This window comes from Pseudomonas sp. KH_024_B2 (assembly GCF_057839965.1).
Genome location: NZ_CM174502.1, coordinates 3,170,993 through 3,195,916 on the forward strand (window position 1 = coordinate 3,170,993; position 24,924 = coordinate 3,195,916).

Here is a 24,924-nt window from a genome sequence, read left to right on the forward strand (position 1 = left end):
CGAGTAAGCCTGCATGAAGCTCTTACCAATACGCTTTGCGAGTGAATTGGCGCAGATGTCATGAATCTACCTGCCAAATGCCTTGCCGCCCTCGCAACCTCTCTCTGCGCAATCATAGCCACTGCCAACCCCGACGATCCTGACTTGTCGGGGCGGGTCGATGCGGTAATCGAGCGCGCCATCGCAGACCAGCGGATAGTCGGCACGGTGGTGATAGTCGTTCGTGACGGTCAGGTCATTTACCGCCGGGCTGCCGGTTTTGCTGATCGTGAGGCCGCAAAGCCGATGACCCTGGATACGATTTTCCGGCTCGCCTCCGTCACCAAGCCACTGGTCTCCGCCGCGACGATGCGCCTTGTCGAGCAAGGACAGCTGTCTCTGGATGACCGGGTCAGTCGCTGGCTTCCAGCGTTTCGGCCCAAACTGGCTGACGGCAGCGAACCCGACATCAGCATCCGCCAGTTGCTCAACCATACCGCGGGCTTGAGTTATGGCCTTCTGGAGGCCGAGCACGGGCCTTATCGCACCGCGGGCGTCTCCGATGGGCTGGCTGAACCGGGCATAAGCCTTGAGGAAAACCTGAAACGCATTGCCAGCGTCCCCTTGAGCTATGCGCCGGGAACGCAATGGCGTTATTCCATAGCCACCGATGTGCTGGGTGCCGTTCTGCAAAAGGTCACGGGGAAAAGCCTGCCGGTGCTGGTCGATGAGCTGGTCACTGGCCCGACCGGTCTGAGGGATACAGCGTTCTCGGTTCGCGACATCCGTCGCCTGTCGGCGGTGTACCTCGATGCGCAACCTGTTCCGTCAAGGATGCCCGATGAGGGCATTATCAAGACCGGCGAAAGCAGCACGCTTTTTTCGTTGAGGCGAATTCTCGACGCTCACGCCTATCCTTCAGGTGGTGCCGGCATGGCAGGGACCGCTGGCGACATCAGCGGGTTTCTGGAAATCCTGCGTCAGGGCGGCGGGCCGATCCTTTCGAGCCAGAGCGTTCAGTTGATGATGACCGACCAGGTGGGCGCTCAAGCGCAAACCCAGGGCCCTGGTTGGGGCTTCGGTTATGGCTGGGCGGTGCTGGACGATCCGCAGCTGACGAACACCCCACAATCCAAAGGCACTATTCAGTGGGGCGGCGCCTATGGTCACAGCTGGTTTGTCGACCCGCAGGCAAAGCTGACCGTGGTTGCGCTGACCAATACCGCGTTCGAAGGCATGTCCGGGGCGTTTACGCGGGACATTCGTGATGCGGTTTATCCCGCGCAGTGAGGGGGGGTCCCGGATCTGACGGGGGTTGGCCGAGCGACCACCAGCGCGGCAGCAACTGCTGAACCCGGGCTTGCGCAAATCGGTCATCGATCAACATCACCACGCCGCGATCCTGCTCGGTGCGGATCACCCTTCCGGCGGCTTGCACGACTTTCTGTACGCCGGGGAACAGGTAGGTGTAGTCATACCCGGCACCGAAAATCGCCGCCATGCGCTGTTTCAGTTGCTCGTTCACCGGGTTAAGTTGCGCCAACCCCAAGGTAGCGATAAAAGCACCGATCAGCCGTGCGCCCGGCAGGTCGATGCCTTCGCCGAAGGCTCCGCCGAGCACCGCAAAGCCGATCCCCTGACTGCTCGTCGTGAACTGTTCAAGGAAAACCTGACGCTGCCCTTCATCCATACCGCGCGATTGTGACCAAAGCTCGATGTGCGGGTATTTATCGGCCAGCAACTGCGCCACTTGTTGCAGATAATCGAAGCTGCTGAAGAACGCCAGGTAGTTGCCGGGACGCTGCTGGAACTGCGCGGCCATCAACTCGACGATGGGCGCAAGCGACGCCTGTCGGTGCACGAAGCGCGTGGAAATCCGGCTGACGATATGCACATCCAGTTGATTGGCGGTGAACGGTGACTCGACATCGATCCATACCGTATTCGTCGGCAGCCCTAACAGGTCGGCATAGTAATGCCGGGGACTCAAGGTCGCGGAAAACAGCACGGTACTGCGAGCCGCGGTGAGCCGTGGCCGGATGAAGCCGGCGGGTACGACGTTGCGTAAGCAGAGCTGCGACATGCTGCGTTTGGCGTTGAGGTCGCGCTTGCTGATGTCAAACAGGAACTGCTCATCGAACAGCTCGGCAACCCGGGAAAACTGCAGCGCCTCGAAATAGAAACTTTGCAGCGTGCTGTCCAGCCCCTGAGGATGATCATTCAGGTAATCACCGATGGCTGCAGTGCACAGCGAAAGCGCTTGCAGCAGTTTGCCCGGTGTTTGGGCGTAGGCCTGATACGGGCGGATCTGCTCCTTGTGTAGGGCATTCCATTCACGATTCAGCCGTTGCAGCGACTTCTTCAACGGCTCTGGCGCAGTGTTACGCAGCGTGTTCAAGGTGAATTGATCGAGGCTCGCGCTGTACATCTGCCGCCCGCGGTCCACCAGGTTGTGGGCCTCGTCGACCAGCACTGCGACCTTCCACTGGTTGGCCTGCGCCAGGCCGAACAACAAGGCACTGAAGTCGAAGTAGTAGTTGTAGTCGGCAACCACCACATCAGCCCAACGGGCCATTTCCTGACTCAGGTAGTACGGGCAGACTTCATGCCGCAGCGCGATTTGTCGCAGACTGCTCTGATCCCATAACTGTACCTGCGTCGCCTCTTCCCGGGCCGCTGGCAGACGATCATAAAAGCCTTTCGCCAAGGGACAGGATTCACCGTGACAGGCTTTGTCCAGGTGCTCGCAGGCCTTGTCGCGCGCCACCAGTTCGAGCACTCGCAAGGGCAGATCGGGCGCGCTGTCGTAGATCACTTGCGCTGCATCGAGCGCGAGTTTTCGGCCCGGCGTCTTGGCGGTCAGGAAAAACACCTTGTCCAGTTGCTGCGGCGCCAGCGCCTTGAGCATCGGGAACAGAGTGCCGACGGTTTTGCCGATGCCGGTCGGTGCCTGGGCCATCAGGCAGCGGCCGGTGCTCACGGCTTTGAAGACAGATTCAGCGAGGTGACGTTGCCCCGGACGAAAGCCGACGTGGGGAAAACCCAGCGACTGCGCGGCCTGATTACGCTCATCGCGGTGGCTCAGCTCCTGCTCGGCCCATTGCAGGAACAACCGGCAGTGATGATCGAAGAAAAGCTCCAGATCCACGGCGCTCGATACTTCGACGAACCGGGTTTCCTTTTCGCTGACAATGTCGAAATACACCAGCGCCAGGCTGATCTCAGGCAGCTGCAATTGCTGACACATCAACCAGCCATAGATCTTTGCCTGCGCCCAATGCAACTGACGATGATTGGCTGGCATGGCGCCCAGGTCGCCGCGGTAGGTTTTCACTTCTTCCAGCTGGCTCTGAGCGGGGTCATAGCCGTCCGCCCTGCCCCGCACCTTCAATTGCCCGTACTGACCTTCCAGCGCGACTTCGGTTTGATAACCCTGGTTACGCCGTGAAGCGACAGTGCGGTGACCCACGATGCCTTCCAGCGCCGTGGGTGACGGGGTAAAGCGCAGGTCGAGATCACCGACCTTGGCCGTGAACTCGCACAAGGCGCGTACCGCGATGCTGTAGCTCACGCGTCCGGCTCCGCCCATTGCACATAACAGACGGCCACCGGCATCTGATGCTGCCGGCAGAACTCCAGCCAGCGCAGCTGGTTGTCTTGCAGGCGATCCCCCGGACCTTTGACTTCGATCATGCGGTAGGTCTTTTGCTGCGGCCAGAACTGGATCAGGTCCGGCATGCCGGCGCGGTTGGCCTTGATGTCCAGCAGCAAACGATTGAACCAGTGTTTGAGGTGCTCGGCCGGCAGGCACTCGAGGGCCTGCTCGAGCAACTCTTCAGTCAAGACGCCCCAAAACACGAAGGGCGACTGCACGCCCCACTTGGCGGCGTAACGATTGCGGATGGTGTCGGTGTAACGGCCGTCGTCCAACTCAGCCAGGCAGGCCTGGAACAGCTCGGCGCGCCGCGAATGAAAGTCCTCGTTGAGCAGGTCGACCGGCCCTCGCTGAAACGGGTGAAAAAACGCGCCCGGCAATGGCGCGAAGATCGCCGGCCAGCAAAGCAGCCCGAACAATGAATTGATCAGGCTGTTTTCGACATAGTGCACCGGCGCCAGTTCTTCATCGAGATGGGCTTGAACATGCTGCTCGACCGATAACGCCGGGTCGCTTCGCGGCAGGCTGAGATCCAGGCGTAGCATCTCCCGCACAACCGTTCGCGGCATGACCGGGCCACCGAGCTTGCGTCGCAGCCTTGGCAGGACTCGCAGCAGTTGCTGCTGTTCGGCGGCGCTTTCCGGGTACTGATCGGCATGGCTAGCCAGCGCCATTGCCAACGAATACTCGGCGCGGCGCTCGAGCACCCGGATCAGGCGCAGCCTCGCGCCGGGATAATCGCAAGCACGATAGATCGCCAGCGCAGCCGACAAATCGGCGATTCGTTCGCAGTGCTGGCCAATCTGAAACAACAGCCTGGCGCGGCGTCGTTCAAGCCAGGGGTTGGCCGTCTCCAGGGCATTGATGTGTTCAACAACCTCACTCAATGGCTCCCCGCTCTCGAACCGTTCCTGACAATTGTGCAGGTACAGAAAGCCATCCACATCGTCACGGCTGCGCAAGCCACGGGATTCGGCGCAAAACTCGACTTTTTCGTAGGTGAAGATCCCCAGATCCGCCAACACGAATTCCGACCAGTCCTGATAGAGGTTGCCGAAGAACATCAGCCGCAGCCGATCGCAGAGGCCCATGATGGTCAACGTAAAGAGCCGGTCTTCCAGCGTCGGACACCATTGCTTGAAGGTCTTCGCTTCGCTGAACTGTCCGCTCAAGGACGCCAGCCAATCGGTCTTTTTTGCCTTGGGCTGATCGATGGCGGTTTTGAAACACTGGAGAATTTCCTGCTTCAGCAAGACCTCGAACAGCTCTTCGATCGACAGCAACGCCTGTTCATCGACCCAGCCCAGCCGCAGCAAGGGTGCGACCGCAGGCTCAACCTCAGCGATTTCGTCGTAACGCAGTTTGCCAGCACGAAACCGCACGCCTTTGCGCATCACCATTCTGACCAGCAACCCTTGGGAGGCTCGGGACAGCTGACTGAAGTCGAGAATGAACTGCTGCTCTTCGATACTCAGCACATCGGCATAACGCTGCTCAAGCCAGCCGAGCACTTGCACAAAGTTGTTCAGGTAATAGAACGGATCGTCGAGCGGGTTGGAAGTCACGAATTGAGCGCGCCACGCAATGGGGTACTGGTTATGCGTACAGATAACAGTTCAGTCCCTGCGCTGGCAAACGGTATTGGATAAATGGGCTGGATAGAGGGATTTTTTCAGGGCGGTGCGAACTTTCTTTCCGTTAATTACACCAACACCGATATCACTGCATTCATGACTCCCTTCAGCCGAGGGATGCGGATTTTTTTTGAACGAGAGGTTTGAGTATGAACATCAGAATCCTGGGCTTGCCCCTGGCAGTCATGGCGTTTCTGGCGTTGGGCGGCTGCTCTTCTGCGACGGTAGTCACCCTGCAGAACGGCACTCAGTACTTGACCAAGGACACTCCGCAAACCAAGAACAGTGATGGTACTTATGAATTCGATGACATCTCGGGTAAACACGTCAAGGTCAAGGCGGATGATGTCGCCACCGTTCGCCAGGAAGATTGAAACCTGAGACCTGCAGCTGCCGGATCGTTCCCACGCTCCGCGTGGGAATGCAGCCCGTGACGCTCCGCGTCACATTCAAGAGCGGACGCAGAGCGTCCAGTGAGGCATTCCCACGCAGAGCGTGGGAACGATCATTTCTCCAGGATTAGGCGATGACGATACCCGCGCCGGACAGATGATCCAGCCCGACACCGACCAGCGTCACCGAATCGTCGCCAAAGGTCAGCAGCGTGTCGCTGCCCACCGCCGTGGCGTGCTCGCGGTAGTCATAACTCTGGCCCACGCCTTCAACCCCCAGGAACACCAGTTTGTCGGTGGACTGGTAGCCAATGATTTTGTCGTTGCCAAAATCACCGCTGAACAGGAAGGTATTGCTACCGCCCCCCGACTCCAAAAGGTCATTGCCCGCGCCGCCGACGAAGATGTCGTTGCCGGTGGAGCCGATCAAGTGGTCATTGCCGTCCAGGCCGAACAGCCAGTCGCCGCCAACGTGCGCCTTGAGCGTGTTGTCGCCGACATCGCCCTTCACCGATGACTCATACTGGGTCAGGCTGGTGCCGGCCAGCAGGCCATTGTTGGTGACGCTGTGGGTGACGTCATCCTTGAACAGCCCCCACATGAACCCCGGTTCCTTGCTGGTCAGCGTGCCGATGTCGCGGGTGATGCTGATGCCGCCGTTGGCATCGCGAACATACAGCGTCCCGGCGCCGTCGTTGGCGAAATCGAAGTTTTTCACCGACTGCTGCACGTCCAGGGTGTTGCTGCCCTTGCCACCCAGCAGGATGTTGTAGCCTCCACCTTCCCTGAAGGTGTCATTGCCGTCGCGGCCTTCGAGGTAGTCGTTGCCGCCACCGCCCTGAATCAGGTCTGCAGCGTCAGTGCCGATGATGAAGGTGCTGCCCTTGTGGGTTTCAGCGTTGCGGTTCAGGTCCTGGACCCAGGTATTGCTGCGGGCCGGGTCCGAGAGATTGGCGACGATGATGGTCGAGTCCTTGCTCGTCAGATCGTAGAACTGCGATTCAAGCACCCGGGTCATGCCGTCGCCGTAACCGGTGGGCAGATGGGAAATCCAGGTCGGAATGTTGAGGATGGAAAATGGCAGGATGTTCCAGGCCGTGGACGCATAGTGGTCGTTGAAGCTGACGATGTTATTGGTCGCCGTATCCTGATGGGCATCGTGTACGCCCAGCGATGCCAGGCTGAATGACGAGCCGTCCAGCGCGCGGAACACCGGATCGTTTTCGTAGCCGATGTTCAATACTTTGTCGGTGCTGCTTTGGGTAGGCGATGCGTAAGCGATGTAGCTGGCGTCTTGGTAGAAACCCGAAAAGTGATCGGCACTCAAGTCCGCCAGGCTGTTGACTGCCAGACCGCCGAGACTATGGCCGCTGACCAGAACGTCCTTGCCGGTAAGACCGTTGGCACTGGCAAACGCGGCGACGTCGCTGAGCAGTAAACCAAAGGCTTCGCCAGCGTAGTTCTTCGCATAGTCTTTTGGCCCGAGGGCTGCCATCAGGTCATTGATGACGTCGCCGATGGAGTCGCTGATCTCTGACTCCCTTGGCCCGCTGGTGCCGCGAAAGGCAATACCGATCGAGGTCAAATGGCCGCTTGCATCGTACTTGCCGAGCACTTCGACCTGCGCCGTGGTGTAACCGGCCTTTTCACCGAAGAAGGTTCCGCGTGCGTCGACCTTGCCGTCATAGCCCAGTTGACCTGCGCTGATCGGCGTCCAGCCGGCTTGCTGCACGGCGTCCAATGCGGCTTTTTCCGAGTCAGGGTTCCACGGAATGCCGGGAATGACCCCCTGAGAATCGGTGCCGCCAATCAACGCAGTGACCAGCGTGGCCGGCAGCCCCAACCCGAAGCCATTGTCCTGGTAACCGGTGGCAAAGCCGTTATCGAGGTTGTGGTAGGAGTAAAGCGTGATCGCCAGCGCATCGGCAAACAGCGCTTTGGAGTCCTCTGAACCGAGGTTTTTGTAGTCATAGACACCCATGGTATTGCCTCTCTTTTTGTTGGAATTGTTCGAGATAGCTCACGCAGCAGTTATTACCCTTTCACTCGCGGGTTAGCAGGTTACTTAACGGGGCATGAAGGCCTCGTCGACCTTGGCCAGATCGTCTTCGCGCAAGGTGCCGGCGTAGTAATGCAATTTGGTCCAGGCCATTAAATAGTCATAACGGGCGCGGGCCAGATCCCGGCGGGTGGTGTAGAGCTGCTGCTCGGCATTCAAGGCGTCGAGGTTGACCCGCTCGCCACCGAGGATGCTTTGTCTGGTCGAAACCACCAGCGCCTCGGCCGAGCGCAGGGCTTTCTGATACGCCCGCAGTTTGCTGACCCCGGACAGACAGGCGCTGAACTGGCGCCGCAGTTCGATCAGGGTTTCCCGGGTTTTCGCCTCGAGTTCGTACTCGGCCTGCTCCATCGAACGGCTGGCCTGACGGGTGGACGCGGACACACCGCCACCGGCATACAGCGGCACGCTGACTTCGACGCCAATGGTGTTGGTGTCATAGCGCTGGTTGTAGGTGTTGCCGCTTTCCGACTCGTTTTGCCGAACGGAGGCGTAGGCGCTGACCCTGGGCAGGTGCCCGGCGCGATTGCGCTCGACCTCGAACTGTGCGGCTTCCAGCGCCTGACGCTGGGAAGCGAGCGTCGGGTTGTTGCTGACCGCCAGTTCATGCCAGGTATCGAAGTTGGCCGGTTGCAGGGTAAAGGACTGGAACCCGTCGCTCAGCGGTGCCAGATCGGCGATGTCGACCGCCGGCACGCCAATCAGCGCGCCCAGTTCGCGCAAGGCTGCGTCCTGCTCGTCCCGCGCTTCGATTTCTTCGGCGGTCGCCAGTTCGTAGCGCGATTCGGCCTCGAGAATGTCGGTGCGGGTGCCCTCGCCCTGACGAAACATCTGTTCGTTCTGCTGGAACTGCTGTTCGAAGGCTTTTTTCTTGGCCTGCGCAATGTCGATCTGATCCTGGGCAAACAGCGCCTGGGTATAGGAGGTCAGCACCCGGACCAACAGCTCCTGACTTTTACTGCGAAAGTTTTCGTCGGCGAACAGCGCCTGGGCCACGCCTTTGCGGTAGGAGGCATAGGCCTCGTAGTCGATCAAAGGCTGTTGCAGGGTGAGGGTCGAACCGTAGCTGTTGTAGTTGCGATCGTCATGCTGGGTACCGCGCTGGGTATCCAGATAAGTCGCCTTGGAATGGTTGCGACCCTTGTTGTAGTTGTAACCCAGTTTCGGCAGCAGCCCGGCGCGACCAATGGCGCGGTTTTCCAGGCCGGCATCGCGCTCCTTCATGGCGCCGAGAAACACCGGATCATTGCGCAGCGCCTGCTCATAGACCTGAAACGGCCCCATGGCCATCACACTGCTGCAAGCAAGGAACGCCAAGGTTGCCCCGAGAATGGAAAGCTTGTTCATACGACGGAACTCATACGACGGAACATTCCTATTCCTCGGTCAATGCGGAGCCTGCCCGATCGAGCAGAGGTTTGAACAAGTAATTGAGGAGTGAACGCTCGCCGGTGCGCACGAACATTTGCGCGGGCATGCCGGGTTTGATCACCAGCCCGTTGAGCTGCTCCATGGCCACATCGCTGACACTGCTGCGCAGCACGTAATAGGGCACGCCGGATTTCTCATCGACCATCTGGTCGGCCGAAATCAGGCTGACCTCGCCGGCCACACGGGGGGTGCGGCTCTGGTTGAAGGCGGTGAACAGGATGTCCACCGGCAAGTTGCCACCGACCTTGTCGATCAGGTTCACCGGCAGATGCCCTTCCACCTCCAGGCGGGTGCCTTGGGGAACGATCTCCAGCAACGTTTCACCGGGCCGCACCACCGCGCCTTCGGTGTGCACGCCGAGGTTCACTGCGATACCGTCGGCGGGCGCATCGATCTGGCTGTGTTGCAGGTCAAACCCGGCCGAGCGGAGCTGCTGTTCCAGGGTCAGGCTTTTCAGTTGTGCTTCAGCCAGTTGGCTGCGGACTTCTTTCTGGTACTCCTCGCTGTGTTGTTGCAGCTTCAAGCGCGACTCGAGGATGCCCTGCTCGATGCGGCCGCTTTCACCGGTGTTTTGCGCCTGGTCCTGTTGCACCTGCGACAACTGTCGTTGGTACTCCATCAAGCGGTTGCGTGGGATGTAACCGTTGGCCGCGAGCGGGCGCAGGTTGTTCAGTTGCTCACGCAGGGACTCGGCCTGTGCGCTCAGATCGGTGCGGGCACGGCGCATACCGGCCAGCTGCGCGGTGGCGCCTTCGATGTTGGCGCGGATGCCGGCCTGCTCCCGGGCAAACGCTTGGCGGCGGCTGCTGAACAGTTGCCGCTGACCTTCGAGCACCAGCGCCAGTCGCGGGTCGGGATCGCTGCTCAACTCTGCAGGAAAGTTGACCTGCTTGAGGTTGTCGCGCTCACTCTGCCAGCGCGCCAGGCTGGCCCAGGCCATCCGGTATTGCGCCTGCAGGGATTGAACGTCGGCCGCGACCTGAGTCTGATCCAGCCGAAACAACGGCTGGCCCTGCTTCACCGCCTCGCCTTCGCGCACCAGAATCCGGCTGACGACACCACCGCTGAGCGATTGCACGGCTTTGCGCTTACCCGAAACCACCACGGTACCCTGCACCGCAATCCCTTGATCGAGCGGTGCGAGGCTGGCCCAGGTAAAGAAACTGCCGGCGCCGACCACGGCCAGAATCCAGCCCATGCGGGCAAAAAAGCGCGCGTCGCGCTCAGGACGCTCCGGCGCATAACCTTGTTCGAGTGTCATGTCGCAGTCCTTGCTCATGCGCCGGCCCCCTTGGTTGAAGCCTGATACTGGCGGCTCAGGCTGAGCCCGGTCGGTGTCGGAGACGGGGCTTTTTCCCGTTGCTGTTCCTGAGCGCCGGACAGCGCCTTGAGCACCTCATGGCTGGGGCCGAAGGCTTGCAGTCGCCCTTCGTTGAGCACCAGCAGCTTGTCGGCCTGGGCCAATGCCGAGGAACGGTGAGTCACCAGAATCACGCTGGTGCCCTGGGCTTTCATCTGTGCGATGGCGGCTGCCAACGCGGCCTCGCCGACGGTGTCCAGGTTCGAGTTCGGCTCATCGAGCACCACCAGGCTCGGACCGCCATACAGCGCGCGGGCCAAAGCCACGCGCTGCTTTTGACCACCGGACAGGCCGCTGCCGTCTTCCCCTAGAACCGTGTCGTAACCTTGTGGCAGACGCAGAATCAGTTCGTGAACACCGGCTTGCCGGGCGGCTTCGACGACTTTCTGCGGGTCGCTGTCGCGAAACCGCGCGATGTTTTCGGCTATGCTGCCGCTGAACAGTTCGATGTCCTGCGGCAGATAGCCGATGTAGGGGCCGAGATCATCGCGATTCCAGCGATGGATATCGGCGCCGTCCAGACGCACCGTGCCGGCCAGCGTCGGCCAGACTCCCACCAGCACCCGCGCCAATGTGGATTTACCCGAGCCGGACGCGCCCAGCACGCCAAGTACTTCGCCCGCCCCGAGGCTGAAACTGAGCTGATGCAAGGTCGCTGCGCGCTTGCCCGGTGGGCCGGCGCTGACCTGCTCGAAAGCCACCTGACCTTTAGGCGCCGGCAAGGCCATGGCGCTGTCGCTGGGCGGGAACTCTTGCAGCAAGCTGTCCAGGCGCCGGTAGGCGAGCTTCGCCGAACTCCATTGCTTCCACACCGCGATCAATTGATCGATCGGGCTCAAGACCCGGCCCATCAGGATCGAGCCGGCAATCATCATCCCGGCGCTCATGTCGCCTTTGATCACCAGCAACGCGCCCAGCCCCAGCACCAGCGATTGCAGACACAGGCGCAGGGTTTTACTCAGGGAACTGATGATCGCGCCGGTGTCGCTGGCCTGATTCTGCAACCCGAGAAAACGTGAATGCAGCGCAAACCAGCGTTTGCGCAAAACCCCGAGCATGCCCATGGCCTGGATGGTTTCGGCATTGTGCAAATGACTGGTGGCCAACTGGCTGGATTTTTGCGAATAGCCACTGGCTTCACCCAGCGGCTTTTTGGTCATGGCCTCGTTGAGGCAGGCCAGCGCGATCAACAGCAAGGCGCCAGCCGTGGCCAGCACGCCGAGCCAGGTATTGAACAGGAAAATAACCAACAGATAGACCGGGAACCAGGGTGCGTCGAAGAAGGCGAACAGCGCAGGCCCCGTGACGAACTGGCGAATATGGGTGAGATCCCCCAGCGATTGCCCGGCGTTGCCCTCGCCCTTGAACAGGTTGCGCTCGAACGCGGCGCTGTAGACCTGCAGGTTGAAGCGCCGCTCCAACTGGCTGCCGATACGGATGACGATGAAGCTGCGGATGATTTCCAGCACGCCGATAAACGCGAAGAACCCGACCACCATCAAGGTCAACATGGCCAGGGTGGTTTCGTTCTGCGAAGAGAGCACCCGGTCGTAGACCTGGAGCATATAGATCGACGGTACCAACATCAGCACGTTGATCAGCGCGGTGAAACAGCCGACGCTGATCAGGGTGTTCTTATAATCGCCCAGTGCCTTCAATAACGGTGCAGTGGAGGTGGTCTTCGCCATCTTCATTAGTCCCATGAGCTAATATTCCGCGCGGCAGTTCGGCGAGGGTTCAATAGAATGTCCGCACCCACGTCGAAACGTTATTGGATGTTTGAAACGCCATTATCAGAAAAAATAACGATCCAGCCATTTAATGACCTGCAAGTTCTAAATTGCGGGCGAGCGAATATAAGCATCTCCGATAATACTCAGCGCACAGTTGTTCTCTATTACTGAGCGCGTTGCAGAATAAGCACTGTCTCGGACTTCAAAGTGGCTTGGTAGAGCCCTTCTTTTTGTCGGGTTAAATGAATAATTCTCGAGCCCTCTTTACCCGTCAGCGATAGGCCGTCCGGTTCGGGAAAAGAAAGCTGACACAATTCGAAAACAAACGTCCACTACTTTTTTTGACGTCAAACTGTGTTGTTCCAGCAAACGCCCGAAAACAACGCCTGCAAGCTATAAATATTCTTGGTTATTTCGCACCCCGCCAAATTGTCCGACAATCTACTATTTAAAATTTAAATAGGCGTAAGTTAGTTTTTGTTCGCTGCGTCGCAGTTTTCGGCAACTAACGCTTGCTCCATCCGGTCGAGCTTAATGCTTGCCGCAACACATCCGCTTCGAGCGCAGGAACTAAGGTTCCGTCGGCCGTATTCATGTCTTCACCTGCCAACAGTGCATTGATGATCGCCTCCTCCACCGCTTCGGCGGCAGCGCTGGACAAGGGTGAAATATGGTCATTGTTCAGCATCTCCAGAGGAGTGCTCAGCGGCAGATCCTTGCGCCCATAGTCCGCGGGCGGCAGGTTATGGTTGCCGGTGGCGAAGGCCAGGAAGATATCGCCGCTCAACCATCGCCATCCCACCACAAGAGCTTGATCCGATCACCGCACCAGATGAATCCCCCCAGGGCTCGCTTCACTCTCTGCAGAGCCTTTGCAGTGACAGCACAAGACGTCATCATTATAATTTGATTAACATCTATCGATTTGAATGAGCGGATACCCCATGGAACGCAAGACTGCACGTCTCACTGTGCTCATAGATCCCATCAAGAAAAAAGCGTTCGAGGAGCTTTGCGCGGCACAGGACCTGACGCCTTCGCAGGTCGTCCGGCAGTTGATCCGTGAATACCTGGACACTCACGGTGTCACCTATGCAACCAAGAGCAAAATAGCTGTCAGCGCTCGATCATGACTCTGCGATAGAGTTGGCTCCACCTGGTCGACTCACCTCACCCAAAGCAGACCTGGTTGTAGCGGAGTTTTCTTTTACTCCTCGTCGCTCCCCAAAGCGGCGTGGAGTTCGTCATGATAATGCTTCCTGCCAATCTCCTGCAGGATCCCCGCTTTGTCGAGTTTGCTCAAAACTTTCTTGTTTGCCTCACAGAGCTTCACCACGATATTCCGCTTGTGCAGTTGCTCAATGACCTCCTGCAACGTCTGCAGGCCTGTGATATCCATGAATGGCACACGCTTGAGGCGAATAACCAGCATGCGTGGATCAGTGTGGGTCTGTGCCAATGCGCGCTCGAAGGTCTCCGCAGCACCGAAGAATAGCGGTCCTTCAATCGTATAGACCAGAACTCCCGGCGGTAAATGGGCATGGCCATTGACTCGTAGCTCAGCCTCGAGCTCTTGCTCGACGACCTGTTGCACCTCAACAGACTCAGCCATGCGGCGCATGAAGTGCAACATCGCGAGAATGACACCGATATTCACCGCGATCACCAAGTCACTGAACACGGTGAGACCGAAGGTGATGAGCAGGATTGCCACGTCGGCACGAGGTGCCCGCTGGACCATACGCCTGAAGTGTTTCAGCTCACTCATGTTATAGGCGACGACAAACAGGATCGCGGCCAGGGCGCACAGCGGGATGTTGGAAGCCAACGGTGCCAGAAACAGAATGATCAGCAACAGAGTGACGGCATGCATGATGCCCGCCAGCGGGCTGGTACCGCCGTTACGAATGTTGGTCGCCGTGCGCGCAATCGCTCCAGTGGCTGCGAAGCCACCAAATAATGGGGCTACCAGATTGGCGATGCCTTGCCCGATCAGCTCCTGATTGGAATCATGCTTGGTACCTGCCATGCCGTCGGCTACTACCGCTGAGAGAAGCGATTCGATTGCCCCCAGCATGGCAATCGCAAATGCTGGACCAATCAGCTCAATGACGCGAGGCAATGTAACTTCAGGCAAGCTTATCTCTGGCAGCCCTTGGGGAATACCTCCGAAGGCGCTGCCAATCGTGGCCACACCCTCGAAATGGAATACTGACTGGATGGCCGTGGCGACGATCATCGCCACCAGTGGACCAGGCACTCGCCGGAGCCCAGGCACTTTGGACGCGGTGATGGCGAGGACGAGGCTGACGACGGCCAAGAACGTAGTGGCCATATGCAGATCAGGGAGAACCTGCAGCAGATGCCAAAGCTTCTCGTGAAAATGCTCTCCACTGATCTTTGGCAGGCCGAAAAAGTCCTTCCACTGCCCAACCCAGATAATCACTCCAATACCAGCGGTAAACCCCACAATCACTGGATCAGGAATAAATTTGATAATTGAGCCAAGCCGAGTAACCCCCAACAGCAACAGAATCATACCGGCCATCATCGTGGCGATTTGCAGACCATCAACGCCATATTTGCTCGTGATGCTCGCCAAAATCACGATGAAGGCACCCGTTGGACCCGCAATCTGCAACCGACTCCCGCCCAATAGTGAAACCAGCACACCGGCAATAATCGCTGTGTAGATGCCTTGTTCAGGCTTTACACCTGACGCGATGGCAAATGCCATTGCCAGTGGCAACGCCACGACCCCAACAATCACGCCGCAAACCAGGTTCCGTATCCACTGATCGCGGCCAAACAGACCTGCTTTCCACGCTTCACGCACTGCAATCATGACTAGCTCCTCAAAAGGTGCATGTGCATAATATTAACATGCTGTGATAATGACAAAGGTCTTGATCCGCTGCTTTCAAGCTGGTGAGCAGCCCCTTGACCCTGTACTGAAAGTAACAACGTGCGAGAGCACACCTAGCGTGGTAGCTGAAATGAACCGTAATGATGTGCAAGCCAAACATTCTGAAGGAATTGTCTTCGACACCCATGTGATTGCAAATCCGACCAACACCAAGGAATGGATTGTGTTCTTCAAAAAGGACTTGGGAAGGAGCTATTTCCTGGTCGATGACAAAGAAGAGGTAGAGACATTTGCACGTTTGGATGACTTGATTGACGAGCTCCGCGATCTGGGGATCAAGAACGCAGAAATCCATTTTTAACCGTTAGCTCAAATCTGAAGGTGTCATCATGTCAGTGAAAATCAAACGCCTACCTAGCCAAAACGAAGAGCTTTGGGTTGTGCATCTCGGTACCTGACAGGTGCCATTTCGGTTTCCTGGATATCCCGGATCCCGGCGCTGTTGGTTGGCAACATCAGGGCGTCGCCCGCTTCTATTTGTTTTCGGCGAGCTACTGCTGCATGAAGCCGCCCATGAAGTCCGCCACACGACTGGCGAGCTTGCGCCGCCACGGCGCGGTCGCTGGATGCCAGACATAGCGGCACTTTGCCTAACGATCGGTGGAACATGACCTACATCAAAGTTTTTTCAAGCAATAGCCAAACGGTTTGAAAAAAACCTCATGCCTTCCACAGGGACTGCTACTTTTAAGCACTACACAGGTTGGGCCAGTAACGGCCCTTCCGTTCCTACCGCGAGCTCAAGGACGCGCTCAATGAAATGAGGTGGGCAACACATGAATCAAGTCTTTTTCAGCAAGGTCACTTTTCCGAATGCCTGCCAGCTCATGCGCTGGCATTTTCATCCCATGGGCTTCGAGGCCAGTATGGATGCACCGGACAGTATGATTGCCCGGTTGTTCGACCGTGCCAGCGGCGAAACCATGATTGCCATTGCCGGTATCCCTTGTGCAACAGTGATGAACGCCGCCGATGTAGAGCGAATAATCGAGGCGGTAGAAGATGAGCTTGAATCCTTCATTCCACCCGTTGGATTGAGAAGTGTTGGTTAGCCATTGATATTCCGACAAAAAGCCCACAGTTTGTGGGCTTTTTGCTGGATACAACACTCTGCTCAAGCCTGAACCTTCATCCCCCGCTGATCGGCAAAGAACGCCTTGTCCCTGGCAATCCGGTCGGAGGCCTTCGGGACATTGGCCGCTTGCGCATCCTGGCCATCGACATACCAGTAACAATGTTTCACTGCCCGAGTGATACCGACATACGCCAGGCGCAGGATTTCGTCTTTCTGGGCGCTGTCATAAGGTTCGGCATCGCCATCCCTGGCCAGCCCGGCCATTCGGTAAACCTGATTCTTGTAAGGTGAACTGGTCAGATGCTGGCAATCGCCCAACAGAAACACCGCGTCTGCCTGTAGGCCTTTGGAGCTGTGGTAGGTCAGTTGTTTGAGTCGTCGATCCTCGACAGGCAATCTAGAATCAACATTAACTACAGACTTAATATGCTCTTCTATCAATAACTTATCGCTGCTTTTTCGAAACAACATCAAGACTGAGTCGCCGTTTCCATAATGCTCGATCAAGCGCTTGGCCAGCCCTTGGTCGTCCCGATCCATGATGTTCACCGGCAGCAATTCTTTGGGTTCGCCGCTGGCCTTGGCCTTTTTCCCGGTAATCGCCGCAGCACCACGGACGATATGCTCTGCCGCGTCGATGATGTGCTGATGACTGCGGTAGTTTTCACTGAGCATGACCCGTGTGGTGCTCGCAGAGGGAAACTCCTTGTTGAATTCCATGAAGTATTTCGGTGAACTGCCGCGCCAGCCGTAGATCGATTGCCAGTCATCACCGACGCACAGTAGCGATGAACGTTGCGCGCCCCGACCGACATGCATGGCCGGGCCACGACTGCGAATCTCCCGCAGGCTCGCGCGAATCCAGGAAACGATTTGCGGCGAAACGTCCTGAAACTCGTCGATCATCAAGTGCGACAACGGTCTCAGCAGCTCATCGCTGAGCAACTTTAAGTTTTCCGGTGAATGCTCACTGAACAAGGCGAACATGCGGTTATAGGTCATGATCGGCGGCGATTGATCGAGCAAGTGATCTTCCAGCGCTCGCCAGAAAAGGCTCAGGGCTTCAAAGAAGTAGCGATCCGGATCGTCCTTGGCAAAAGTCATCTGCCCTACGGCGGCGGGTACATCCAGCCCCAGGTTCTCGATAAAACTGGCAGCAAAGACAAAACAATCCAGCAGTGGCGCGGAACTCAGCTCGCCTTTGACCTTGTAATCGAAACCCGGGCCAGCGCTGGCATCCCCCGCCAGCGACGATAAAACTCGTTTCGCTGATTCATAACTATCTAGCCAAATCAGTGGCTTACGACAGAAAGCTTGAAATAGGGTGCGCTTTACCGCCCATTCCGCGCGGACTGACAATTTGGCTCCGGGCCGGCTGACTTGTGCATTCTCCCGAGGATCGAAGCCCAGAACGACCCAGGCATCCAGTTCGGCAATATAGCCATGGCAATGGAATGACGAGCCATTGATCTCGAATGTCTGGCGGCTGGGTTCGATGCCCTTGATCGGCCAGGCACCCGCGCGAAACCACAGGTCTTCGAGCGTGTCGCAGAGTTCTTCATCACGCTTGGCGGCAAGCTCGGTTACCGCGACTCGCTTCTGCACGTCCGGGTGATCACGCTCCAGCTCCTTGAGTTGCAAAGCGTGCCGGGACAGTGGCTTGATCAACTCGCGAAAACGTTCATCACTGCCGTGCAAAGCTTGGTAACAGGCATTCAGGTACTGACGCTGAGTGTCATTGATCCGTAGATCGAACGGATTGCTGTCAGCCCCGTCATCGCCCAGTAGCGAGCGAGCGTTGAGATTCTCGAAGGCCTGCAACCGAGCGAAGCCCGGCAGGCTGCGGACCATCGGCAGAATTCGCGAGTGGAAGGTTCGTACCACGTCCCGGGCATCTTTGGGGCTCAGCGTGCGCCCCCAGATGGCGAACATCTCCATCAGTTTATTGATGAAGTCTTTGCGCGACTCACGGGTGAACGTCACCACGGTCAAAGAACTCAGCTCAAAACCCAGGTAATGGGTCAGCAACAGTATGCGCAGCACCAGCGATGTCGACTTGCCCGCCCCCGCGCCGGCAATCACCGAGGTCGAAGGTGTGTCGCTGAAGATCATTTTCCACTGCGCTGCGCTGGGCTGCGCCTGTGGTGGGAGCAACCGGCTCACATCGGCCTTGATGCGCTTCTTCAACTCGGCGGTGAGCGGCAGGCGCCAGTCATCGAACAGGTTGTCATCGATACCCGGCGCCCGGTGTTCGCTAGAGCGCGTGTCGCGAATCAGCAGAACCTGCCGACCTTCCTCGATACCTTCGAGCTTGCCTTCTTTATAGCCGTAATCCACGCCAGCACTGTGGCCGCTACGAAAGCCGTCGGCCTGGCCATGCAGCCAGGACGCACGGTGCTGGGCACGCAAGCGATTAAGACCGTGGCCGAAAAACCTGGCGGCAAGTCGCTTGAACAGCGGCATCTCGGCTAGAGGCACGAGTTCGGGAGGAAGATCGGGGGTGTGTCGCGGCACGCTGACTCCAGGGTGTGAGGCTGTTGAGGGCTATGGTCGCTTCATTTACCGATGACTTCTAGTGAAATGCTTATTCGTCATTGGGTTAAGCGATGAACTGAAAGCTGAAAGAGAGAATCTTGGCCTCAGATATATCTATTAATTAGATTTGTTTGAGGCATTTTTTCCGCTTTTTATCGATATTGGCTTGATAGATGATGCTCGCCATCAACCACCGGTTATCGTTCTGCGGCTTGCCACATGACGAACCCTTACAGGAGACGATCATGCTTGAACTCAGACCCTTCAAATCCCTGGGCAGTGCTGACCATGGCTGGTTGGATGCCCATCACCACTTTTCGTTCGCCGAGTACCATGATCCCAAACGCATGAACTGGGGCAACCTGCGCGTATGGAACGATGATGTGATTGCTGCCGGTACCGGGTTCCCGAAGCACCCGCACCGCGACATGGAAATCATCACCTACGTTCGCGAAGGTGCGATCAGCCACCAAGACAACCTGGGCAACAAGGGCCGGACCGAAGCCGGTGACGTGCAGGTGATGAGTGCCGGTACCGGGATCGCCCACAGCGAGTACAACCTGGAGTCGACCGCGACCAAGATTTTTCAGATCTGGATCATCCCGAATGAGGCCGGTTCGGCTCCGTCGTGGGGCGCCAAGCCATTCCCCAAAGGGCAGCGCGAAGGTTTCGTCACCCTGGCCAGCGGCAAGGCCGGCGACGCTGAAAGCCTGCGCATTCGCGCCGATGCACGACTGGTGGCAGCCAATCTGAAAGCTGGTGAGACTGCGGAATATCGCCTGGACAGTGGCCGTCGGGCGTATCTGGTTCCAGCCACTGGAGTCATTGATATCAATGGCTTGCGTGCGCAAGCTCGAGACGGAGTTGCAGTCGAGCATGAGCAAGTGCTGCGAGTGACCGCGATCGAAGACAGTGAAATCGTGCTGGTGGATCTGGCTTGATCCGGTAAATGCCAGATGAAAAAAGAGGCGGCCGTTTGGCCGCCCCTTTTTTTTCTGCGTTTACGCGATCAACTGTGGCGAGGGAGCTTGCTCCCGCTCGGCTGCGAAGCAGTCGTAAACCGGCTAATGCGTTCAACCTGATAAAACGCGATCACCGATTTTAGGGCTGCTGCGCACCCCAGCGGGAGCAAGCTCCCTCGCCACAGGTTTTGTGTTAGGCGCTCCTTTTTCTTAACTGACTGGCATCCTCAATCACTTCACAGAAATTGCCCCATCCACCAACGTCTGAGCTTCTGCTACCAGCTGCTTGAGATGCTCCTCACCAATGAAGCTTTCGGCGTAGATCTTGTAGATGTCTTCGGTGCCCGAAGGGCGTGCCGCGAACCAGCCGTTCTCAGTCATGACTTTCAACCCACCGATGGCCTGATCGTTGCCCGGTGCATGGCTGAGAATGCTTTGAATCGCTTCCCCGGCCAATTGGGTCGACTTGACCTGATCCGGCGATAGCTTGCCGAGCAAGGCTTTCTGCTCAGGATTGGCCTTGGCATCGACGCGCACCGAGAACGGCTCACCCAACTCATCGGTCAAGGCGCGGTAGATCTGGCTCGGATCGCGACCGGTACGAGCGGTCATTTCCGCCGCCAACAGCGCTGGAATCAGACCATCCTTGTCGGTACTCCAGACGCCGCCGTCCTTGCGCAGGAACGAGGCACCGGCGCTTTCTTCGCCGCCGAAGCCCAAAGAGCCGTCGAACAAGCCGTCGGCGAACCATTTGAAACCCACCGGCACTTCATACAAACGCCGACCCAGTCGCCTGGCGACACGATCGATCAAACCACTGCTGACCACAGTCTTGCCCACGGCAGCATCAGCACGCCATTGCGGACGGTTCTGGAACAGATAGTCGATGGAGACTGCCAGATAGTTGTTCGGCGCCAGCAAGCCGCCCGACGGGGTCACGATACCGTGGCGGTCGTGGTCCGGGTCACAGGCGAAGGCCACGTCGAAGCGCTCTTTAAGGCCGATCAAGCCTTGCATGGCGTAGCTGGAAGACGGGTCCATGCGGATCTGACCATCCCAATCCACCGACATGAAGCGGAAGGTCGGGTCAACCTGGGTGTTGACCACGTCCAGATCCAGACGGTAATGCTCGGCAATCGCCGACCAGTAGCGAACCCCTGCTCCGCCCAACGGGTCTACGCCCAGACGCAGCTTGGCGTCACGAATGGCGTCCATGTCGATCACATTGATCAGATCGGCAACGTAGGTGTTGAGGTAGTCATGACGATGGGTGGTGCTGGCCTTCAGCGCCTGCTCGTAACTGATGCGTTTTACGCCGGCGAGCTTGTTGCTCAGCAGTTCGTTGGCCTTGGCTTCGATCCATTTGGTGATATGGGTATCGGCCGGGCCGCCATTGGTTGGGTTGTATTTGTAGCCACCGCTTTGCGGCGGGTTATGCGACGGCGTGATGACGATGCCGTCGGCCAGGCCCGAGGTGCGGCCGCGGTTGTAGCAAAGAATGGCGTGGGAAATCGCCGGTGTCGGGGTGTATTCATCGCCTTCAGCGATCATTACCGTCACGCCGTTTGCCGCGAGCACTTCCAGCGCGCTGGCTCCGGCCGGAGTCGAGAGCGCATGGGTGTCGATGCCGACAAACAGTGGACCATCGATACCCTGAGCTTCGCGATACAGGCAGATGGCCTGACTGATAGCCAGAACATGCCATTCATTGAAGCTCAGTTCGAAGGAGCTGCCACGGTGTCCCGAAGTGCCAAAAGCCACGCGTTGTGTGGAGACTGCTGCATCAGGTTGGCCGGTGTAATAGGCCGTTACCAGTCGCGGGATATCGACCAAGAGTTCTGCCGGTGCCGGTTTGCCCGCAAAAGGACTGATTGTCATGCATAACCTCTGGAAAGAATGATTCAGGGATAGAAACGCAGTTTACTGGCAGTTCGACCACTGTGCGACGTTATCTATCCCATGTTATATATCCCATCCTCCCGAGATGTTTGTCGGCAGCACTCACTCGAGCAGTTCAAGTCTCAAGGCATCCGCCAGATAGCTCAGCGCCGCATCCAGGTCGTGATGACCGTTGAAGGCGTGACTCAATCTCAGGCTCTGGGAATGAAGCCCGTGAATGCTGAACAGTTCGCCGGGGGCAACGACGATCCGCTGTTTGAGCAGGCGCTGGAATACTCGACGTAAATCGACCGGACGCAAGGAGCGCACCCAGACAGTCGCGCCACCGGCAGGCACGATGAATTGCAGTGAGTCGGCCATACGCTCCTGCAGCAGCCGCATCATGTGCTGCATGCGTTCCTTCAATAACCGGCGCAGCACCTGCAGATGTTGATCGAAGCGGCCACTGGTGTAGAGACGGGCAATGGCCTTCTGACGGATCGGCGACAAGCGAAAAGACCGCAAGAGAAAATGTCGCTGCAGTTCGGCACTCAAGTGACGTGAAAGCACATACCCATAAGGCGCTTCCGGCCCGATGACTTTCTCGAACGTCGAAAACACCATCAGCCGGTCAGCATTGACCAGATCACGAAATCGCCATTGGGTGTGCTCAAAAGCCAGTTCACCGTAGATGTCGTTCTCCAGCACCCAGCAACCGTGCAGCTCCAGCAATTGCGCCACCTGTCGTCTTTCGCTCACCGGCATCAGGCTGCCCATCGGCATGCTGATGCCGGAGGACAGTATCACTAGACGCACCACTTGGGTTTCCAGCAAATAGGTGAGCGCATCGAGGTCCAGGCAGCCACTGTCTTGCAGTGGCAACTCGATCACCAATACACCTGCGGTCTGGAGCAAGCGCAGAATTCCCCAGTCACAGGGCGACTCCACCAGCACCGTAGCGCCCTTGAGTCCCAGTACTGTGATGAGGATTTCCAGCACACCACGCAGGTCCGCGCCGATGTAGACATCGTCCGCATGCCAGTAACGCACCGGCGATGAGGTGTAGCGGGCCGCCAGGGCGGTGCGCAGTTCCAGCTCACCACAAGGCTGCGACAGCGACTGCAGCTGACGCGGGTATTGGCGCACCAACTCGCGCTCCAGGAGCAATAAGGGACTGTCCAGAGAAAGCAACAACGCCGGCTCGTCGTTGCTCAACACCAGCATGTCCGGACGTCTGGCACTGACGTAGACCGTCTCAAGCAGATCATTGCTACTGCTGTAAAAACTGCTGGAGGACACCGGCAATGCATAGTAGCCAGACTTGGCGACCGAATAGACCCGTCCCTCCTTTTCCAGCAGTGAATAGGCATACTGAATCGTCGAAATGGAGACATTCAGCCGGTCCGCCAACTGTCGCAAGGAAGGCAGCTTGACGCGGGCATCATCGGTCCCCACCTCGCTGATCAGACTGGTCAGATAGCGGTACACCGCCTGATAAGCGAAATCGGTTTGTCTGACTCCTTTCATGAGAAATGACCGACCCGCGTGGAGGTGCCGGACGCCCGCCGGCGCTTTTCGATACCCGGTACGTGCGAACACGGGAACACTTTCTTTGAACCAATCAACTCAAACCCCTTCAACGTCCCGCTGACTTTTCGGTCGTCACGCCACGGCCATCGAGGATGAGAAGCCCTTCCCGGCATTGATCAGGGTCGTCAACGTCAAACGATGCTTCGTCATCAACGTCCACCTGCAGGCTGTAGAGCTTGCCAAGCAAGCTGACCGGCAGGCCGCTGACGTCGACCATCCACTGCATGACCTGCTCGGGCGCCGACTGGGTCCGCAGTGCTTTATGCAACTCGGGTATGGCCACCAGCATGCCGGGGTGACAACGACGCAGAAAGTCCTCAAGACCCGCACCTTCGTCGACAAAGGGCGAGAACAGCAGACAAACCAGTTGTGTCTCATTCAGGCCCAGGGTTTGCCGGGCGTAAGCGTTCGCCAGGGCGCGACGCTCTTCAATCCTGTCCGGGCTGCTGTAGGCATGCAGCGCTTGCTCTACAACCTTCTCGGGCAGGTTCTTCTTGCGCATCATGACCGAGACCCGTTGCAGGTATTCGGCAATCCCCTCCTCATACCCCCTACCGCGTACGAACTGAGCCTGCAGGCCTCGCATGTGAGCCAGCAACAAAGGGCTGGCGCATTCGCTTTCGCCGACATGCGAGGTGAGCTGATCGAACTGGAACCCGAGAAACTCGCTGAGTAATGGCCATCGCTCCTCATCGTTGCCACCGACCAAATCATGCAGGCCAACATATGACACCGGTCTACTGGCCTCCCGAGCCGCGATGCCGAGGTTTTCCTGATCATTGCCGGCGCATAGTTCGCGATAATAATCCTCCCCGAACTCGTCCAGTGTCCTGAACAGATCATCGAAATCGAGCGCACTGGTGCCCGGCACCGACAACCCTATTCTCTGTGCGGCGCGTATGAAGCAGGACAGGTACTGTCTTTGCTCGCGAGGGGAGTCGCCGTTGACCAGCGTATCGACGCCACCCTCCCAGCGAGTCATCACTGCGTAGAAGTCACCCATAGACAGGTGATACTCATCGCGAAACGTCGAGCGCTTTTTGCCTGGCGAAAGGTGGCCACTCAGCAGCACGTTTCGACGATTGCGCTCACGCCCGGCATCGGAGATGGGTGTCAGATGATCAAAGGGCAGGACATTGCGCTCATCGAGCATCAATACCTCCACCCGTGGGTCGTCATAAACGAACAAGGCGCCGTAACTGCGATGAACATTGGCCATGGCTGCCGGACTCATCCAGGCATGGCGCAAGGTCGCGATCCGCAGGTTGAAAGTGCTCGGAGCTCTGGCGGCAATGCTCAGCTGAGCGGCGCGCAAGAATGCCAGCGTATAGCCGCTGTCCCTGGTGCCCGCCTGGACCACCAGCACCTTGTAGTCACCGATACGCTCCATTCCCCCGGCGGCAATGACCAGACGCTGGATAAAAAGCTGCAATGCCGTCCGTTCTGCCCGGGAGAAATACCCCAGCAAGCGGTGCAATACTTGCTGATAAACATAGTTCATTGCTTGATCGTGAATAGCGCTCATTGTCGTACTCCTGAAATATATAGTCAGTATTAAGCAGGCAATCATTGGCCTTGCCTCACCTGCTGTTTCCGGGAAAAGTAATATCGCCCATCACCACAGACATCAGTTACCGAATGTTAACACCCCAATGCAGCATCGGAACTGTTAAAAGGCAAATGAACATGGCCTAGGAGACTTCCTACGACTTCCC

Annotated in this window: 17 protein-coding genes and 1 pseudogene; 6 read left to right on the forward strand and 12 right to left on the reverse strand. The window is 57.9% G+C overall.

Annotated features, from left to right (window positions below; translation table 11 throughout):
• The first annotated feature begins 60 nt into the window (after positions 1-60).
• Complete coding sequence (locus AC3I0A_RS14865; protein ID WP_489372668.1) at positions 61-1,269, forward strand: serine hydrolase domain-containing protein; 1,209 nt, start codon at positions 61-63, stop codon at positions 1,267-1,269.
• Here the strand turns inward: AC3I0A_RS14865 and AC3I0A_RS14870 are convergent.
• Both AC3I0A_RS14870 and AC3I0A_RS14875 read right to left on the reverse strand, forming a co-directional pair.
• Positions 1,229-3,550 carry an ATP-dependent DNA helicase gene (locus tag AC3I0A_RS14870; protein ID WP_489372670.1) on the reverse strand — a complete coding sequence of 774 codons (2,322 nt, stop codon included), beginning with the start codon at positions 3,548-3,550 and terminating at the stop codon, positions 1,229-1,231. The genes AC3I0A_RS14865 and AC3I0A_RS14870 overlap by 41 nt on opposite strands.
• Complete coding sequence (locus AC3I0A_RS14875; protein WP_489372672.1) at positions 3,547-5,199, reverse strand: VRR-NUC domain-containing protein; 1,653 nt, start codon at positions 5,197-5,199, stop codon at positions 3,547-3,549. Before AC3I0A_RS14875 ends, AC3I0A_RS14870 begins: the two co-directional genes overlap by 4 nt.
• Before the next feature lie 218 nt (positions 5,200-5,417).
• Between AC3I0A_RS14875 and AC3I0A_RS14880 the strand changes: the two genes are divergently transcribed.
• Positions 5,418-5,642, forward strand: a complete 225-nt coding sequence (locus AC3I0A_RS14880; RefSeq protein WP_489372673.1) for a YgdI/YgdR family lipoprotein — start codon at positions 5,418-5,420, stop codon at positions 5,640-5,642.
• 145 nt (positions 5,643-5,787) lie between these two features.
• Here AC3I0A_RS14880 and AC3I0A_RS14885 read toward each other — a convergent pair whose 3' ends face one another.
• From AC3I0A_RS14885 to AC3I0A_RS14905, 5 genes and pseudogenes are all read right to left on the reverse strand, one after another.
• Positions 5,788-7,641, reverse strand: coding sequence for a polyurethane esterase (locus AC3I0A_RS14885; RefSeq protein WP_489372674.1), 1,854 nt, complete (start codon positions 7,639-7,641; stop codon positions 5,788-5,790).
• Between the two features lie 84 nt (positions 7,642-7,725).
• Complete coding sequence (locus AC3I0A_RS14890; protein ID WP_489372675.1) at positions 7,726-9,066, reverse strand: TolC family outer membrane protein; 1,341 nt, start codon at positions 9,064-9,066, stop codon at positions 7,726-7,728.
• Between the two features lie 28 nt (positions 9,067-9,094).
• Positions 9,095-10,429, reverse strand: coding sequence for an HlyD family type I secretion periplasmic adaptor subunit (locus AC3I0A_RS14895; RefSeq protein WP_489372676.1), 1,335 nt, complete (start codon positions 10,427-10,429; stop codon positions 9,095-9,097).
• Complete coding sequence (locus tag AC3I0A_RS14900; protein WP_489378506.1) at positions 10,426-12,204, reverse strand: type I secretion system permease/ATPase; 1,779 nt, start codon at positions 12,202-12,204, stop codon at positions 10,426-10,428. The genes AC3I0A_RS14895 and AC3I0A_RS14900 overlap by 4 nt, the downstream gene beginning before the upstream one ends.
• 544 nt (positions 12,205-12,748) lie before the next feature.
• Positions 12,749-13,027, reverse strand: a pseudogene (locus AC3I0A_RS14905) (P1 family peptidase); the annotation flags it as partial.
• Between the two features lie 160 nt (positions 13,028-13,187).
• Here AC3I0A_RS14905 and AC3I0A_RS14910 point away from each other — a divergent pair.
• A complete protein-coding gene (locus AC3I0A_RS14910) occupies positions 13,188-13,376 on the forward strand; it encodes a CopG family transcriptional regulator (protein WP_489372677.1) in 189 nt (62 codons plus the stop codon).
• A 74-nt stretch (positions 13,377-13,450) separates the two neighbouring features.
• Here AC3I0A_RS14910 and AC3I0A_RS14915 read toward each other — a convergent pair whose 3' ends face one another.
• Positions 13,451-15,088 (reverse strand): SulP family inorganic anion transporter, encoded by a 1,638-nt coding sequence (locus AC3I0A_RS14915; RefSeq protein ID WP_489372679.1) that lies wholly within the window; start codon positions 15,086-15,088, stop codon positions 13,451-13,453.
• Positions 15,089-15,239: 151 nt separating this feature from the next.
• On the opposite strand from AC3I0A_RS14915, the gene AC3I0A_RS14920 reads away from it, so the two are divergent.
• Positions 15,240-15,470: a hypothetical protein gene (locus tag AC3I0A_RS14920; protein ID WP_489378507.1), complete on the forward strand. Its 231-nt coding sequence runs from the start codon at positions 15,240-15,242 to the stop codon at positions 15,468-15,470.
• A 475-nt stretch (positions 15,471-15,945) separates the two neighbouring features.
• A complete protein-coding gene (locus AC3I0A_RS14925) occupies positions 15,946-16,221 on the forward strand; it encodes a DUF1652 domain-containing protein (protein ID WP_489372680.1) in 276 nt (91 codons plus the stop codon).
• Between the two features lie 62 nt (positions 16,222-16,283).
• Here the strand turns inward: AC3I0A_RS14925 and AC3I0A_RS14930 are convergent, their stop codons facing one another.
• The gene (locus AC3I0A_RS14930; protein ID WP_489372681.1) at positions 16,284-18,758 is read right to left on the reverse strand and encodes a UvrD-helicase domain-containing protein; all 2,475 of its coding nucleotides are present in this window, start codon (positions 18,756-18,758) and stop codon (positions 16,284-16,286) included.
• A gap of 266 nt (positions 18,759-19,024) precedes the next feature.
• On the opposite strand from AC3I0A_RS14930, the gene AC3I0A_RS14935 reads away from it, so the two are divergent.
• On the forward strand, positions 19,025-19,720 hold the full coding sequence (locus AC3I0A_RS14935; protein ID WP_489372683.1) for a pirin family protein: 696 nt from the start codon (positions 19,025-19,027) through the stop codon (positions 19,718-19,720).
• Positions 19,721-19,972: 252 nt separating this feature from the next.
• On the opposite strand, the gene pgm is transcribed toward AC3I0A_RS14935, so the two are convergent.
• From pgm to AC3I0A_RS14950, 3 genes are all read right to left on the reverse strand, one after another.
• Entirely contained in the window at positions 19,973-21,619 is a 1,647-nt protein-coding gene (gene pgm / locus AC3I0A_RS14940; protein ID WP_489372685.1) for a phosphoglucomutase (alpha-D-glucose-1,6-bisphosphate-dependent), read from the reverse strand.
• 123 nt (positions 21,620-21,742) lie between these two features.
• A complete protein-coding gene (locus AC3I0A_RS14945) occupies positions 21,743-23,146 on the reverse strand; it encodes an aminotransferase-like domain-containing protein (protein ID WP_489372687.1) in 1,404 nt (467 codons plus the stop codon).
• Positions 23,147-23,255: 109 nt separating this feature from the next.
• The gene (locus AC3I0A_RS14950) at positions 23,256-24,734 is read right to left on the reverse strand and encodes a hypothetical protein (protein WP_489372688.1); all 1,479 of its coding nucleotides are present in this window, start codon (positions 24,732-24,734) and stop codon (positions 23,256-23,258) included.
• Between the last annotated feature and the right edge of the window lie 190 nt (positions 24,735-24,924).